The sequence below is a fragment of the Acutalibacter muris genome (assembly GCF_002201475.1).
Lineage (GTDB): Bacteria > Bacillota > Clostridia > Oscillospirales > Acutalibacteraceae > Acutalibacter > Acutalibacter muris.
Genome location: NZ_CP021422.1, coordinates 901,990 through 917,086 on the forward strand (window position 1 = coordinate 901,990; position 15,097 = coordinate 917,086).

The 15,097-nt window shown below is 57.3% G+C and carries 12 protein-coding genes; all 12 read right to left on the bottom strand.

Annotated elements, in window-relative coordinates; all coding sequences use genetic code 11:
* Window positions 1-8 precede the first annotated feature (8 nt).
* The 12 genes from ADH66_RS04550 to ilvA all read right to left on the bottom strand — a co-directional run bounded on the left by ADH66_RS04550 (window position 9) and on the right by ilvA (window position 14,926).
* Complete coding sequence (locus ADH66_RS04550; protein WP_066535134.1) at window positions 9-4,313, bottom strand: InlB B-repeat-containing protein; 4,305 nt, start codon at window positions 4,311-4,313, stop codon at window positions 9-11.
* A 142-nt stretch (window positions 4,314-4,455) separates the two neighbouring features.
* On the bottom strand, window positions 4,456-5,652 hold the full coding sequence (locus ADH66_RS04555; protein WP_066535129.1) for an ATP-binding protein: 1,197 nt from the start codon (window positions 5,650-5,652) through the stop codon (window positions 4,456-4,458).
* On the bottom strand, window positions 5,652-7,307 hold the full coding sequence (ilvD, locus tag ADH66_RS04560) for a dihydroxy-acid dehydratase (protein WP_066535128.1): 1,656 nt from the start codon (window positions 7,305-7,307) through the stop codon (window positions 5,652-5,654). The genes ADH66_RS04555 and ilvD overlap by 1 nt, the downstream gene beginning before the upstream one ends.
* Window positions 7,308-7,377: 70 nt before the next feature.
* Window positions 7,378-8,064, bottom strand: coding sequence for a hypothetical protein (locus ADH66_RS04565; RefSeq protein ID WP_066535126.1), 687 nt, complete (start codon window positions 8,062-8,064; stop codon window positions 7,378-7,380).
* On the bottom strand, window positions 8,061-8,924 hold the full coding sequence (locus ADH66_RS04570) for a transglutaminase-like domain-containing protein (RefSeq protein WP_066535120.1): 864 nt from the start codon (window positions 8,922-8,924) through the stop codon (window positions 8,061-8,063). The genes ADH66_RS04565 and ADH66_RS04570 overlap by 4 nt, the downstream gene beginning before the upstream one ends.
* Window positions 8,925-8,939: 15 nt before the next feature.
* Window positions 8,940-9,959 carry a ketol-acid reductoisomerase gene (gene ilvC, locus ADH66_RS04575; protein ID WP_066535117.1) on the bottom strand — a complete coding sequence of 340 codons (1,020 nt, stop codon included), beginning with the start codon at window positions 9,957-9,959 and terminating at the stop codon, window positions 8,940-8,942.
* 54 nt (window positions 9,960-10,013) lie between these two features.
* A complete protein-coding gene (locus ADH66_RS04580) occupies window positions 10,014-10,499 on the bottom strand; it encodes a GNAT family N-acetyltransferase (protein WP_088364373.1) in 486 nt (161 codons plus the stop codon).
* The gene (ilvN, locus tag ADH66_RS04585; RefSeq protein ID WP_066535115.1) at window positions 10,499-11,008 is read right to left on the bottom strand and encodes an acetolactate synthase small subunit; all 510 of its coding nucleotides are present in this window, start codon (window positions 11,006-11,008) and stop codon (window positions 10,499-10,501) included. The genes ADH66_RS04580 and ilvN overlap by 1 nt, the downstream gene beginning before the upstream one ends.
* Before the next feature lies 1 nt (window position 11,009).
* On the bottom strand, window positions 11,010-12,677 hold the full coding sequence (ilvB, locus tag ADH66_RS04590; protein ID WP_066535113.1) for a biosynthetic-type acetolactate synthase large subunit: 1,668 nt from the start codon (window positions 12,675-12,677) through the stop codon (window positions 11,010-11,012).
* Window positions 12,674-13,360, bottom strand: coding sequence for a GNAT family N-acetyltransferase (locus ADH66_RS04595; protein ID WP_236757185.1), 687 nt, complete (start codon window positions 13,358-13,360; stop codon window positions 12,674-12,676). The genes ilvB and ADH66_RS04595 overlap by 4 nt, the downstream gene beginning before the upstream one ends.
* Entirely contained in the window at window positions 13,357-13,578 is a 222-nt protein-coding gene (locus ADH66_RS04600) for a hypothetical protein (protein ID WP_066535110.1), read from the bottom strand. The genes ADH66_RS04595 and ADH66_RS04600 overlap by 4 nt, the downstream gene beginning before the upstream one ends.
* A 145-nt stretch (window positions 13,579-13,723) precedes the next feature.
* Window positions 13,724-14,926 (bottom strand): threonine ammonia-lyase, encoded by a 1,203-nt coding sequence (ilvA, locus tag ADH66_RS04605; RefSeq protein WP_066535106.1) that lies wholly within the window; start codon window positions 14,924-14,926, stop codon window positions 13,724-13,726.
* Window positions 14,927-15,097 lie beyond the last annotated feature (171 nt).

The following is a 15,097-nucleotide window of genomic DNA, read 5'->3' on the forward strand; positions in this document are numbered from 1 at the left end:
TGGAGTATTTAGTTTAGGTAATTCTTGAGCATCTGGGCGACCTCCGCGCGGGTAGCGGTGCCCTTGGGTACAAGATATCCGCTGGAGCGTCCCTGGAGGATGCCCTGCTCCGTGGCCCAGCACATGGCCTCCCAGGCGTAGCCGCTGACACTGCCGGCGTCGTAAAAGCGCAGGGTGGTGCTGCGGGGCTTGGGGCTGCCGGCATGCCGCCAGATGATGGCCACCAATTGTTCACGGGTGACGGATTGGTTTGGTCTAAACTTGCCGTTGCCATACCCGGCGAGGATACCCTCCTTTGTGGCCCATTCTATGGCCTGATAGTGCCATTCGCCGGCTTTTACGTCACTGTAGGTGTTGGGCAGCAGCCCGCTGCCGGCCACAGGAGGACGGCCCTGATGGTTATAGAGGGAGACGGCCAGCTCCGCGCGGGTGGTGTTCCTGCGGGGATAGAATTTACTGCTCCCGGTGCCGCCCATTATCACGTTGTCCACGCAGTAGTGTATTGCGTCGTGATACCATTCACTGGTATTCAAGTCGCTGTAGCCGTTCAGCGGGCAGGAGGTTCCGTGGTCGCAGGTGGAGTAGGAGGGTGCGCCGATACGCTGGAACACGGCGTGTATGGTGTGGTCCTCCATAACGTCGCGGAAGGTGTGCACGTCAGTATAATTATAGTTGACGCCGTCCACCAGCAGTTCCTTGAGCTCATAGCCATCGTTAGCTTGGGCCACGAAGGTGATATCCGTGCCCCGCTCCACGGTGACCTCATTGGTCTTGCCGTCCTCGGTGGTCAGCCTGCCGCCGGAGGTGCAGGTGGCGGTGATGACGATGGGGGCGGTGGTCCAGGTGGCATAGAAGGTCACACGGCGGTTCACGGTATACTGGGAGCCGCCGGGGTAGGTGGTGGAGGCTTCGGGGGTACCGGCGGCCCAGCCGCCGAAACGCATACCCGCAGGGGGCTCAAAGGTGCATACCGGCAGTGTGTACGGCTGGTTTATCTCAGCCACCTGGGGGTCCATGGAGCCGCTGCCATCGGTGGGGTCAAAACTAACCTCATAACCCCAGTGGGCGTAGAGGGTTATGGTCAGGTCGTTGCTGCTTTTCACCGTGACCACCGTGGTGGCTTCGATCTTCTCGCCGCCCGTGGGCTGGGTGTACCAGCCCATGAACTTATAGCCGGACCAGTTCAGGGCGCCAAGGCCGATGCCGTATTTAGAGCCCACCTTATAGGTCCTGGTGCTGGCCTGATGGTTAGGAGAGCCGTTGGGGTCGAAGGTGACGGTCACATCCATAGGTATCCACTGTGCATATAGAGTAGAGGGGATTGAGTCGACGGCGGGGACCTTATCGCCATAACTTACCTTTGTGCCGCCGTTTTCCTGGGTGTACCAGCCCTGGAAGGTGCAGCCGGTCCATGTGGGGGTGGGAAGATTATATTGGCCGCCCTCGTATACGTTGATATAGGCCGGCGTGCCGGAGGGCAGTGTGCCGCCGTTTACCACCAGATTTACCCTCTTGGCCTCTATCCACTTGGCGTAGAGGGTGACGTCCGATGTAACCTTTGTATCAGGAGCGACAGGGTTCTCGCACTTCTGGTCGGTGAACCACCCTTCAAAGGCGTACCCGGTACGCTCCGGCTCGGTAAGAACTTTGCTGAGCTCGGTGCCGTAGTCAACGGTCTTCACCGAGGAGCTGGAGCCGTAGTTTAAGTTTAGGGTGACCTTGAAGGTGTTTATCCTCCACTTGGCGTAGAGGGTATGGTCGCCGTTGACAATGCTGTTGCGGGTCACCGCGCTGCCGGTGCCCTCGGCGTTCAGGTACCAGCCAAGGAAGGTGTACCCCTCGCGGACAGGGTCGCTTATATTATCGAGCAGCTTGCTGTAATTCTGGCCGTACTCGATTATCTCGGAGGTGAGATAGCCCTCCGGGAGGGTGAAGCCGTTGCCGTCGAGGGTGATGGTGCAGACACGGGTATCGCCCCAATGGGCATATAGCTTGACAGTTTTGCCGTCGGCAATAGCGGTGTCCTTGATCTCAGTGCCGTCGATGGGCTTTGTGAACCACCCCAGGAAGTATTTGGAGGGGTTCCCGCCGGGCTGTCCGGGCAGCTGGCCATACCGGCTGCCAGCGACCGCGTCGAGACTTACGCCGCTGATGGGGCTCTGGCTTGTGGCCTCAGGATTTAGGTTTGCGTAGAAGCTCACCTTATATTTCCAGCGGGCGAATAGGGTGGCGGAGTTGCCGGAATATTCAAGCTCCACAGGCAGAGAGGACTGCACCTTCTTGCCGGTGACCGCGCCGTTGCCGCTGCTGTCTGCATTTTTATCCTCTTTAGTGGTATACCAACCGTCGAAGGTATAAGTGACCTTTTCATCGCTGGTTACAGGCGAAGGGTTCCTCGCCGGGAGTGCCGTGTCGTAGGGCTGGCCGTATATGGCCTTGGTCGAGGAAATATTGGGATGCGTGCTTGTGTCCTGAGTAATGCCGCCCGGGAAATTATATATAAAGTTCAGACTGAGCTCAACCGGCTTCCAGTGGGCGTAAAGGGTGTGGTCGCCAGCCGTGTTGACTTTGGTGTCTTTTTTAACCTCCGTGCCGCCGTCCGGCAGGGAGAACCAGCCCAAGAAAGTGTAGCCGGTGCGGGGTTTTGTGGTCGGCAGGTCGCCATAGTCGCCTTCAAACGTGACCGTTTTCTGCCTGGAGGCATTTTCAGCCAATTCCCCGCCGTTAGCGTCAAACGACACCGTATACTCAGCCGCCTCCCAGTGGGCATAGAGCTTTTTAACGCTTCCATCGGCAATATCGCTGGCAGTGGGCTCGAATTTACCAGCACTATCTTCGGCACCCTTGTACCACCCCAAAAATTCATACCCCGGCTTAGACGGCCTGCCTGTGGGCAGACTGCCATAAGGCGCGCCGGTGACGCATTTCAGCGTGGCAAAGGCAGTCTCCGTGTTAACATCATCGGTGTTGTTGGCGAAGAACTCTATGTCGTAGCCCCAGCGGGCGTAGAGGGAAAAGGGAGTGGCTTTCTTAACCAGGTCGGTGGATTTCACCGGGGCGTAGGTTTTTTCCTCAACATCAGGGCTGCTTTGGGTCTTGACAGCATCTTCTTTTGCTTCATACCACCCGGAGAAGGTATACTCATATTTATCCCCCTTCAGGGGAGCGGGGGTGGGGGAGGGCAGGGCTTTGCCGTAGGGCTGGTCGTAGGTGACAGTTGTTTTGGCAGGAGGGGTTGGAGCTGGAGTAGTAACGTCCTTGGGGGTGTTTAAGTCAAAGGTGAGCTCAATGCCGCTTATGGCCTCCCACTGGGCGTAAAGCGTTGTGACTTTTAAGTCAGTATATTTAGAAGTATCTTCAATCTTAGTGCCGCCGCTTTTCGCGGTATACCAGCCCTTGAAAGTATAGCCGGTGCGGGTAGGCGTAACCTTGTTTGCTTCTGCGTATGTACCATTATGCTTTATTGAAAACTGATTGTCAGTTATTGCGTCGCCACCATTAGGGTCGAGGGTTACGATGTATTCAGCTTCGGTCCACTTGGCATACAGTGTTTTAGGAGAAGCGGCTGACGCTATCGTTGTGGACAAATCGATAACATTGCCTGTGTTTTTACTCATAGTCCATCCATCAAAGGTAAACCCATCCAAGGTGGGTGTATATCTTGATATTGCGGTTGAATAAGCATCCCCTGATTGTACTGTAACCTGGGCGTTGTCAGCATTGCTGTATTTGCCGCCGTTATAGTCTAAATTTACAGTTATAGTGTCCCTTGTCCAGTGGGCGTAAATAGTGTGGTTGCTGGCGTTTGTTACTGGGGTGATACCGGTGACCTCAGTGCCACCGGATGCGGCGGTGTACCATCCGGCAAAAGTATAGTTAGGGCGTGAGGGGGTGGTAGGAAAAGAATAACTACTGTTAAATGCCAGGGTTTTTGTGTCTATTATGCTGTTTGTTCCGCCATAGCCATTATTAAAAGTGACGGTTATATCCTTTGGCGTAAAAATGGTATATAGAAATACGTAACCATTCGTTCCCGCAGGGATAGAGGCGGTCATATCAATCGGTGTTGTTCCGCTTTGTGTAGCAGACCAACCTTTAAAATCATAGCCGGTCACGCTGGGGGAAGCGACATTATTCATGTGAATTATATAGGGATCACCCTCTTTTGCGGATATGGTGCTTATCTGTTTATTAGTTTCAGTGTTAAACAAAATGAGCGTCACATTGTCTCCTGGCGCCGCCCCCGCCGGGACCCACACGGCGCCCAGCAGTATTGTCAGGCTCAATATCAGGCTGATAAACTTTTTGCACATATAGGTATCCTCCGTCTTTCTCAAATAATACAATTAAAACCATTATATTCTTCCGCGCGGGAAAAGTCAAGGCGGGCGGGGCATAAAAATAGCGGCGGGCTCCTTTGGGCCGCCGCCATTTTCTGGTGATTCCGGTAAATTTTTACTCCTGCTCTGACAGCAGGCTGTCCACATACTGCCGGGCCGCCCGGGCGCTGCGGGCCGCGCGGGAAAGGGCGAAGCGCTCGGCCCCGGCGCAGAGCTCCTCGTCGGGAAGGGTCACGCCTTCTTTTTTTGCCAGCTCCCGCACGATGCCGAGATAGGTCTCCTTCGAGGGCCGCTGGAAGGTTATCCTAAGGCCGAAGCGCTCCGAGAGGGAGGCGGCCTCCTGCATGGCGTCCTGCCGGTGCAGGTCGTCCCCCTCCCGGTCGGCGGCGGTCTCCTTTACAAGGTGCCGCCGGTTGCTGGTGGCGTATATCACCACGTTGCGGGACTTGGCGGACACAGAGCCCTCCAGCATAGCTTTAAGGGCGCTGAAGTTGTCGTCGTTTTTCTGGAAGGAGAGGTCGTCTATAAAGAGTATGAACTTTAAGGGGTTTAGGTTCAGCTCGTCCAGTATGCCGGGAATCTCGTGGAGCTGTTCCTTGCGTATCTCAACTATTCTGAGTCCCTCCTGCCACAGCTCGTTGACCACGGCCTTCACCGTGGAGGATTTGCCTGTTCCCGCGTCGCCGGTCAGCAGCAGGTTCGCGGCGGGCTTTCCCGAAAGCAGGGCTCGGGTGTTTTGCAGTATCAGCCCCTTCTCCCGGTCGTAGTCGATGAGATCAGAGAGCCTTATGGGGTCCGGGGTGCGCACAGGAGAAACCCTGCCCTCCTCCCAGTGGAACATTCTGTGGCGGGCGTACACCCCATAGCCGAACCTGTCGATGTCCCGGGCTCTCTGGGCGTACTCGTTGGTAAGGTTCAGCTTTTTGCCCTCGAATTTTGCGAGATTGAAATTGCAGCTTGCTTCTTCAAGGAGCCTGCCCGAGTCAAGTCCCGCGACACAGCTAAGCGTGTCCAGGTCCAGGGCTGTGCTGTCCAGCATCACCTTGTCCGGCAGTGTCCCCGCGCCCATAAGCCGGATATACACGTTGTCGCTGTCGAAAACCCGGTCCCGGATATACTCCGCAAGGCTTACATACCCGGCCTTATACAGCCTTGAGACAAACTCCGAGTATGCGGGGGCGAACCGCTCCGCGCCGCTGCCCAGCCGCTCAAGGCACCTTATAAGCGCGCCTATCACCGGGTCGTCCAACAGGTCCCGGAACACGGTCATGGACCGCAGCCGTAATGCCAGTTTTGAAAGTTTCTTTGCCATCAGTTAAGCACCGCGCCTTTCGCCCCGCTGGAGACCAGGGCGGCGTACCGCCTGAGGTAGCCGGACAGGGGCTTCGTCTTGGGCACAAAGGCCTTCATGCGCTCCTCATACTCCTGGGCGCTTATTTTCAGCTCCAGCTTATTTCCCGGGATATCAATGGAAATTATATCCCCCTCCCGTACAATGCCGATGGGCCCGCCGCTGGCGGCCTCGGGGGAGACGTGGCCAATGCACGCGCCTCTGGTGGCCCCGGAGAAACGTCCGTCGGTGATAAGGGCCACGCTGCTGCCAAGGCCCATGCCCATTATGGCGGAGGTGGGGTTCAGCATCTCCCGCATACCGGGCCCGCCCTTGGGCCCTTCATAACGTATCACCACCACGTCGCCGGGGTTAATCTTACCGGCGTTTATGGCCGCCTGTGCGTCCTCCTCGCACTCAAATACCCTGGCGGGCCCCTCATGCACTAACATCTCCGGCAGCACCGCCGAGCGCTTTACCACCGAACCCTCGGGGGCCAGGTTGCCCTTGAGGACGGCAATGCCACCGGTCTCGCTGTAGGGGTTCTCGATAGGCCGTATCACCTCGGGGTCCAGGTTGGGCGTATTGGCAATATTCTCGCCCACGGTTTTCCCGGTGACGGTCATGCAGTCCGTGTTGAGTAGCCCCTTCTTGTTCAGCTCGTGCATGATGGCGTACACCCCCCCGGCCTCGTCCAGGTCCTCCACATAGGTGCGCCCGGCGGGTGCCAGATGGCAGAGGTTGGGGGTCTTTTCGCTGATGGAGTTGGCTATGTCCAGGTCTATCTCAATGCCGCATTCATGGGCAATGGCCGGCAGGTGCAGCATGGAGTTGGTGGAGCAGCCCAGGGCCATGTCCACCGTCAGGGCATTTTTAAAGGCCGCCTCGGTCATGATGTCCCGGGGGCGTATATCTCTTTTAACCATGTCCATCACGGCCATGCCCGCGTGCTTCGCAAGCTCTATCCTGGCGGAGTACACGGCGGGTATGGTGCCGTTGCCCCGAAGACCCATGCCCAGCACCTCTGTCAGGCAATTCATGGAGTTAGCTGTGTACATTCCCGAGCAGGACCCGCAGCTGGGGCAGGTTTTGAGTTCATACTCCCTGAGCTTCTCCTCGGTGATCTTGCCTGCGTTGAACTCTCCCACCGCCTCGCTTATGGACGAAAAACTGGTCTTGCAGCCGTCCACGTGCCCGGCAAGCATGGGCCCGCCGCTGACGAACACTGTGGGCAGGTTCAGCCGCGCCGCCGCCATCAGAAGCCCCGGCACATTCTTGTCGCAGTTGGGGACCATCACCAACGCGTCGAAGCCGTGGGCCAGGGCCATGGCCTCGGTGGAGTCGGCTATCAGGTCCCTTGTCACCAGGGAATACTTCATGCCCACATGGCCCATGGCTATGCCGTCGCAGACAGCTATCGCCGGGAAGACTATAGGCGTGCCGCCAGCCATTGCCACCCCCAGCTTCACCGCGTCCACTATCTTGTCGATGTTCATGTGCCCGGGGACTATCTCGTTATAGGAGCTTACTATGCCCACCAGTGGCCGGGAGATTTCCTCCTCGGTGAGCCCCAGGGCGTGGTACAGGGCCCTATGGGGGGCGTTCTGTGGGGTCAGCTTTATGTTGTCGCTTACCATTTGCATTTCTCCTTAAATAATATACTTAAAAGTACAGGGCAGGGCAGGCGCCCTACCCTGAAAGGTCAGTCTAAATCAATGCGTCAATGTCAATTTCCTCAATTTCCGGCCCCTCCATTTCCAGATAGCCGAAAAGCTCCTCCACCGCGTCCAGGGAATCCTCCTCCAGGGGCTCGCCCAGAAGCATAGTCGCCGTGCCGGTTACAACGCCGTTGCTGCCGGTAAAGGACGCCATCACCGGGCAGCAGTAGGGGTACATGAGCAGCACATAGCAGCTCTCATCGAGAACCTCCCCGGCCCAGGAGCCGGAGACGGTGAGTATGCTGGAGGCCGCCAGAGTTTCGGCCCCCTGCCGGGAGTTGAGTATCGTAGGCACGGAGCTTGCCATACGCCGCTCCACAAACTCCCGCAGACCGTCCGAGAACCCGTCAAGGTCCACCTCGGCAGCGCTCATGAGCGTGGGCAGGGCATCTTCCGGGAGGGTGACGACATAGGCGCTCTCAGGCTCCGAGAGGTCCGAGCGCATAAGAGGTATTATTACCTCGCTTACGGTATCTGAGCCGCCCATGAGCTCGAAATACTCCGGGGTCTTCAGCATATCATCTATAAGCCCCGCCAGCTCCATGCTGTGCCAATAGAGAGTCCCGCTGTCCGCAGAGGTAAACTCCACCGGGGCGGTGGTCTTATTTATGAACCGGCACCCGCCCAGCCCCAGCACCAAGCAGAGGGCCAGAACTAGAGCTAATAATTTTTTCATGGTCTTGCCTCCATAACGCTTATATCAGAGGTCCCAGGCTCCGGGGCGTTTCTGGCCTTTTCCAGTCTCTGTGTAAACAGCTTGCGCGCGCGCATAGCGTCCGGGGGTATCTCGGAGAGCTTATATTCCATGGAGGCCAGCAGATTTTTCTGTACCAGATGGCCTGCGGGGGTGAAGTACAGCAGGCGGCTGTCGGCAAGGCCGTATCCATTGTCGCCGTCCACCATGAACCTAAAGAGATTCTTGGCAAAGTAGGCGTTCATATCGGCCTCCGGCTCGTTTCCGGCAAAGGCGGCGGGCCTGTGGGCGGCGTACCGCTCCCGAAGCTCCATAAGGGACAGGGGAACGCCCTTCTCGTCCGAAAAAACACCGTCGGTGGTGGGGTCCAGCATAATCCATTTCTCAAGCTCCCGGTCATATATCTCCGTCACCACGTGGTTATCCATGTCATAGGGCGAGTAGGGCATGATGTACACCCGCCTGGCGTATATGCCCAGGGCAAGACAACACTCGGTGAGGAGGATAGACTTGTTCCGGCAGTTAATGCCGTGCTCGGGCCTGCCAAGGCTGTATTCCAAGAGGTCCAGGGAGTTCATGGGCACATGGTTGTCGTAATCGGATTTATGCTTTAACCGGGGCGACATCCAATGCAGCAGCCGTTCCGCCCGCTGGAGGGCAGTGCCCTCCCCGGCGGTTTGGTCGATATGGTATTTGCTGATCAGCGTTTTGTACTCCGGGCAGTCAAAGGCATAAGAGATCTTCTCCTGTTTCCCTGAGCTAAAGTTCTGATTGTTGAACAGTATGCCGCTGTAAATATCAAAAAGCTGCCGTTGTACCTCACGGTTTTCCTGTTCTGCCAAGGCGAACACCTCCAGTTAGTTGTTGATAAGCTTATCCTCGTCGCTCCAGCTGTACAGCTTGCGGATATCAGCGCCCACCTTCTCGGAGGGGTGCTCAGAAGCCAGCTTGCGCAGGGCGTTGAAGTGCACCTGAGAGCCCGCGTCGGACATATCCAGCAGGAACTCCTTTGCGAAGGTGCCGTCCTGGATATCGGAGAGTATCTTCTTCATGGTCTTCTTGGTCTCCTCGGTGATAAGCTTGGGGCCGGTGATATAGTCGCCGTACTCGGCGGTGTTGGAAATGGAGTAGCGCATACCCGCAAAGCCGCTCTGGTAGATGAGGTCCACTATCAGCTTCATCTCGTGTATGCACTCGAAGTAGGCGTTCCTGGGGTCATAACCGGCCTCACAGAGGGTCTCAAAGCCCGCCTGCATAAGGGCGCAGACACCGCCGCAGAGCACGGCCTGCTCGCCGAACAGGTCTGTCTCGGTCTCGGTGCGGAAGGTGGTCTCCAAAACGCCGGCGCGGGCGCCGCCGATGCCCAGGGCATAGGCAAGGCCTATATCCCAGGCGTCGCCGGTGGCGTCCTGCTCCACGGCGATAAGGCAGGGCACGCCCTTGCCGGCCTGGTACTCGCTTCTGACGGTGTGGCCCGGGCCCTTGGGGGCTATCATTATCACGTTCACGTTCTTGGGGGGCTTTATGCAGCCGAAGTGGATGTTGAAGCCGTGGGCGAAGGCCAGGGTCTTGCCCTCGGTCAGGTTGGGTTCGATGCTCTCCTTATAGAGCTTCGCCTGCTTCTCGTCGTTGATAAGAATCATGATGATGTCGGCGTTTTTTGCCGCCTCGGCGGAGGTCATGACCCGAAGTCCCTGGCTCTCGGCCTTGGCCCAGCTTTTGCTGCCCTCGTAGAGCCCCACGATAACGTCAACGCCGCTGTCCTTCAGGTTCAGGGCATGGGCGTGGCCCTGGGAGCCGTAGCCGATGATAGCCACGGTCTTGCCGCTGAGTCTCTGTAAATCGCAGTCCTGCTGATAGAAAATCCTTGCCATGATGAAAAACCTCTTTTCAAAATCTTTTTTATAATTGATACCTTTCGGTATTTTTAACTAGATAGATCTCAGAAAATAATAGTCGTTCCCCTCCATATAGGCCGTTTTCCGAAAGCCGTGCCGAAGATAAAATCTCTCCGCCCCAGAATTGTCCCTGTGGACCCCCAGAGCTATGGGCCTTTTTCCGAACTCGCAGTATACGCTCTCTATAGCAAGCTCAAGAGCCTGCCCGCCGATACCCAAATTGCGGAACTTTCGGTCCAGCACAAAGCCCATGAGCCGGTAGAAGGGCCTCTCCCGCATCTGGGGCGGGTCCGTCTCCCAGGGTATGGCCTCACCCAGGAGCAGCACTCCCGCGCATTTCCCCTCATACCTTATGAGGAACGTGCGCCCTATGCAGCTGTGCTCCTCGCCGTACTGCGTCAGCTCCCAGAGCGTATCTATGCCGTCCACAAACTCCTCGCTGATATCCTCTCTCTGTATGCCTCTGGCCTCCTCCAGTTTTTCCTTTGTCAGCGGCTCAAGGATTACGGGGGAGGCCATCAGTATATCTCCGCCTTCTTCTCTATGGTCATAGCCCCGCGCTCCAGAGATATCACGCCGGTCCGGCATATCTCCAGCACGGTGTAGTCCTGCATGACCTCGATAAACGCGTCGATATTCCTGGCCGTGCCCACCATCTGGAGCACTACCGAGTCCCGGGTGTAGTCCACTATCTTCGCCCCAAAGGCCTCTGCCGCGGCGTGTATGTCGCTGCGGAGCTCGGGCTTGTTCTGGACCTTTAGGAGCAGCAGCTCCGCCACAACACAGTCCTCCGCCTTTATCTCCGCGATGGAAACCACCACCGGCAGCTTATAGAGCTGGTCGATAAGCTGGTCCTTCTCCCGCCCGCCGCCGTCGGCGGTTATGGTTATCCGGGAGCGGCTGTCCGACTCCGTGACGCTGACGCTCAGGCTCGTGATATTGAACCTCCTGCGCCGGAACATACTTGTCACACGGTTCAGCACGCCGAACTGGTTATGCACCAGTACAGCTAAAGTAAAGCTCTCCATATCAGTCACCCACCTTTGTAATGATATCGTCCATACTTCCGCCCGGGGGCAGCATGGGCAGCACAAACTCGTCCTTGTCGATAATGCATTCGATGAGATAGGGCCCCTCGCTCTTAAAGGCCGTCTCAAGGGCCGCGTCCAGCTGGTTCAGGTCTGTAACTCTCGTGCCGTCCGCGCCGAAGGCCCTTGAGAGCGCCACAAAGTCCGTGGCCCTGTCCAGCACCGTGTTGGAGTAATGCTTATCAAAGAACAGCGTCTGCCACTGGCGCACCATGCCCAGAACGCCGTTGTTCATCAGCAGTATCACCAGGGGAATCTTCTCGTGCACGGCCGTTGCCATTTCGTTCAGGCACATACCGAAGCTGCCGTCGCCGGTCACAAGCACCGTGCGTTCCCCGGTGGCTATCTGTGCCCCCATGGCCGCGCCCATGCCGAAGCCCATGGTGCCAAGGCCGCCGCTGGAGATGAACCGCCGCTTCTTTCTGAACTCGCAGGTCTGGGCCGCCCACATCTGGTGCTGGCCCACGTCCGTGGCCACAGGCAGGTTGCCGCCTGTGTGCCGGTTCAGCGCCAGCAGCACGTTCCTGGGGGTCATGCCCTCCCGGCGGTCCAGGGACCAGCGCTCGTCGTTTTTGAGCTGGTCGAGGGCGCTCTGCCACTTGGGGTGCTCCTTTGGCTTCAGAAGGGGCAGGAGCTTTTGCAGCGTCAGCTTCAAATCGCCCCGAAGAGCGTGTGCGGGGGTCACGTTTTTCGAGAGCTCCGCGCCGTCGATATCTATATGAACTATCTGCGCCTTAGTGGCGAACTTCTCACGGTTGCCGGTTACCCGGTCGTTGAAGCGCACCCCTAGTGCTATTATGCAGTCGGCCTGATGCATGGCCATGGAGGAGGCGTAATGCCCGTGCATACCCTGCATCCCCAGAAACCGGGGATGGCTGGTGGGTACGCCTGATATACCCATGAAGGAGCAGCCGATGGGCGCGTCTATCCGTTCAGCCAGCTCAAGAAGCTCCTCCTGGGCGTCGGAGTTTATAAGCCCGCCGCCGAAGTACACATAAGGCCTGTGGGCCATGCTTATACACTCTGCCGCCTCTTTGATACGCACGTCCTTCGCGGGCTTTTTGGGGTCCGCCGCAGAGGGGGGAAGGGGCTCGTATTCACACTGTGCTATCTGTATATCCTTGGGCACGTCCACCAGCACCGGCCCGGGCCGGTCGGACATAGCTAGGCGGTAGGCCTCCCTGATGGTGTCCGCCAGCTCCTCCACGTTGCCCACCACGTAGTTGTGCTTTGTAATGGGCAGGGTTATGCCGGTGATATCTATCTCCTGGAAGCTGTCCGTGCCAAGCTGATAGCTGGGCACGTTGCCGGTGATGGCAACTAAGGGCACCGAGTCCAGATAGGCCGTGGCTATGCCGGTCACAAGGTTCGTGGCCCCGGGCCCAGAGGTGGCTATCACCACGCCCACATTGCCCGTGGCCCTGGCGTAGCCGTCGGCGGCGTGGGCGGCCCCCTGTTCGTGGGCGCAGAGCACATGGCGAAGCTCCGACTGGTACTTATACAGCGAGTCGTACACGTTGATTATCTGTCCGCCCGGATAGCCGAAGACGGTCTTTGTGCCCTGCTCGATAATTGTCCTTACGATTATATCCGCTCCCGAAAGCCTCATTGGCAGTCGCCTCCCTTTTTATAACCCTTATAGTCCTCTTTAAGAATGGAGTAGAAGGCCGCATCCCCTATGCCGGAGTTGTCCCACTCATACCCCTTGAAGGTGCCCTCGTAGGTCATGCCGCACTTCTTCATCACCTCCCCGGAGTGGGGATTGTTCACATTGTGCCGTGACTCAATGCGAAGATAGCCTTCGCTGAACAGGTAGCTGATAACCGCCGCCAAAGCCTCGCTCATAATGCCCTTATGCCACCAGGCCCGGCCCAGGCAGTAGCCGATGTGGGCGCGCCGGGCCCTGTTGTCCTGGCTTACCACGCTGATGCTGCCGATGGGCTCGCCCAGCTCCTTGAGCTCTATGAGCCAGTTATAGTAGTCGCCCTCGTCGTAGCGCTCAATCCAGCTCTCCAGTATCTCCTCGGTCTCGTCCTGGTCAATATGGGGCTGCCACTGTAAGAACCTGGTGACCTCCGGGTCGCTGGCCCAGTTTCTGTACATGGCCTCCGCGTCCTCAATATCGAACTGCCGCAGTATCAGCCGCTCGGTCTCGATGGTCCGTGTGCCGCTCATTTTAAGGGCGTCCGGGTCCTTGGGAGAGCTCTCACGCTTCTTTGTCAGGTGGTAGAGGGCTGTGCCCGTGATGGCCCCGGCGGTGATGGCGATAAGTCTTCTTGCAAATTTATTCATGGCCTTTCCTCCTGGATATTATTTTCTGTGACACTTGATCTTGTTTTACGGCGATAAAGGGCCAGCACTATAAAAAAGGAAATAAGCTGGGCTGCAAAGATGCGGACTATCTGCAATTCGTCCGCGCTATCCTGGGAGACTACGTGCAGCATATTTGTGGCGACGGTATTGTTCAGCAGGTGGTCCCCAAGCCCCGCCCATAGGATGCGGCGAAGCATACGCTCCCCAATAGCTGTCCTGTCGGTTTCAAGGAGAAAATACTCTATAAATCTTACAAACAGAAAAAAGGGCAGATACTGCGGCGCAAAGGCGGTATGGGCTGTGTTTTACAGGTCCGTCCATACAGCCTCCCTCCTTTTTTGATTATTTAGTCTCTATAAGCTTGAACCCATTATCAGTAAGCGCCGAAGCTATCATGCGCACATGGTCGTAGTTTCTGGTCTCCATGCCCAGCTTCAGGTAGCAGCCGTTGATGCTCTCTATCTCCCCGGCCCGCTCGTACTGTACGGAGGTGACGTTGCCGCCGCAGTCTGCGATTATCCTGGAGACCGTCTGCAGCTGTCCGGGCTTGTCTATAAGCTCTATCACCAGGGAACTGGACCGCCCGGACTTCATCAGGCCCCGCTCTATAACCCTTGAGAGTATTGTAACGTCTATGTTGCCCCCGGAGATAAGGCTCACCACCCGCTTGCCCGCTATGGGGAACTTATTGAACATGGCGGCGGCCACGCTTACTGCCCCCGCGCCCTCGGCCACCATCTTCTGCTTCTCGATAAGGGTAAGTATCGCGGCGGCAATCTCGTCCTCGGTCACAAGGGCTATATCGTCCACGTATTTCTGCACCAGGGAGAAGGTGTGCTCTCCGGGCTGCTTGACGGCGATGCCGTCGGCGATGGTGGAAACGCTCTCCAGACACCCGATAGAGCCCTCGTGCACGGAGTTGAACATACTTGGGGCCCCCGCCGCCTGGACGCCGTAAACTTTTATGTTCGGGTTCATGGACTTGATGGCGAAGGCCACCCCGGAAATGAGCCCGCCGCCGCCGATGGGCACTATTACCGCGTCCACGTCGTTCATCTCCTGGACTATCTCAAGGCCGATGGTGCCCTGGCCGGCTATCACGTCCTCGTCGTCGAAGGGGTGCACGAAGGTGTAGCCACGTTCCTCCTTGAGCTCCAGGGCCCTGTTGTACGCGTCGTCATATACGCCCTCCACCAGGCAGACCTGGGCGCCGTACCGCTTTGTGGCCTCTATCTTGGAGATGGGCGCGCTGTCGGGCAGACAGATGATGGAGTTCACGCCGCTCTTTGTGGCGGCCAGGGCCACGCCCTGGGCGTGGTTCCCCGCCGAGCAGGCTATGACCCCGCGCTGCTTCTCCTCATCGGAGAGCATTGATATCTTATACCCGGAGCCACGCAGCTTGAAGGAGCCGGTCTTTTGCAGGTTTTCCGGCTTAAGAAACAGCTGGCAGTCCTCGGTTATACCCTCTGTGGGTACGATGGCGGTGTCACGGACAATATTCTTCAGCACCACTGAGGCGTGGAAGACTTTATCTATACTAAGCATACTATATTTCCCCATTCTGAAAAAATCCCGGCAGATATGTACATATAAGATTACCGCACCCGCTCAAATATCTTTGAAGGGGTGCAGCTAATTTACCGAAAAAATTCAAATATTGTATGTCGGCACTCTTACTATACCACCTATTGGGCGGTTTGTCAAGTAAAGGGCTGA

Coding starts and splice junctions, on each gene's coding strand:
- ADH66_RS04550 (WP_066535134.1), bottom strand. CDS start 4,313: ATGTGCAAAAAGTTTATCAGCCTGATATTGAGCCTGACAATACTGCTG.
- ADH66_RS04555 (WP_066535129.1), bottom strand. CDS start 5,652: ATGGCAAAGAAACTTTCAAAACTGGCATTACGGCTGCGGTCCATGACC.
- ilvD (WP_066535128.1), bottom strand. CDS start 7,307: ATGGTAAGCGACAACATAAAGCTGACCCCACAGAACGCCCCCCATAGG.
- ADH66_RS04565 (WP_066535126.1), bottom strand. CDS start 8,064: ATGAAAAAATTATTAGCTCTAGTTCTGGCCCTCTGCTTGGTGCTGGGG.
- ADH66_RS04580 (WP_088364373.1), bottom strand. CDS start 10,499: ATGGCCTCCCCCGTAATCCTTGAGCCGCTGACAAAGGAAAAACTGGAG.
- ilvN (WP_066535115.1), bottom strand. CDS start 11,008: ATGGAGAGCTTTACTTTAGCTGTACTGGTGCATAACCAGTTCGGCGTG.
- ilvB (WP_066535113.1), bottom strand. CDS start 12,677: ATGAGGCTTTCGGGAGCGGATATAATCGTAAGGACAATTATCGAGCAG.
- ADH66_RS04595 (WP_236757185.1), bottom strand. CDS start 13,360: ATGAATAAATTTGCAAGAAGACTTATCGCCATCACCGCCGGGGCCATC.
- ADH66_RS04600 (WP_066535110.1), bottom strand. CDS start 13,578: ATGCTTCGCCGCATCCTATGGGCGGGGCTTGGGGACCACCTGCTGAAC.
- ilvA (WP_066535106.1), bottom strand. CDS start 14,926: ATGCTTAGTATAGATAAAGTCTTCCACGCCTCAGTGGTGCTGAAGAAT.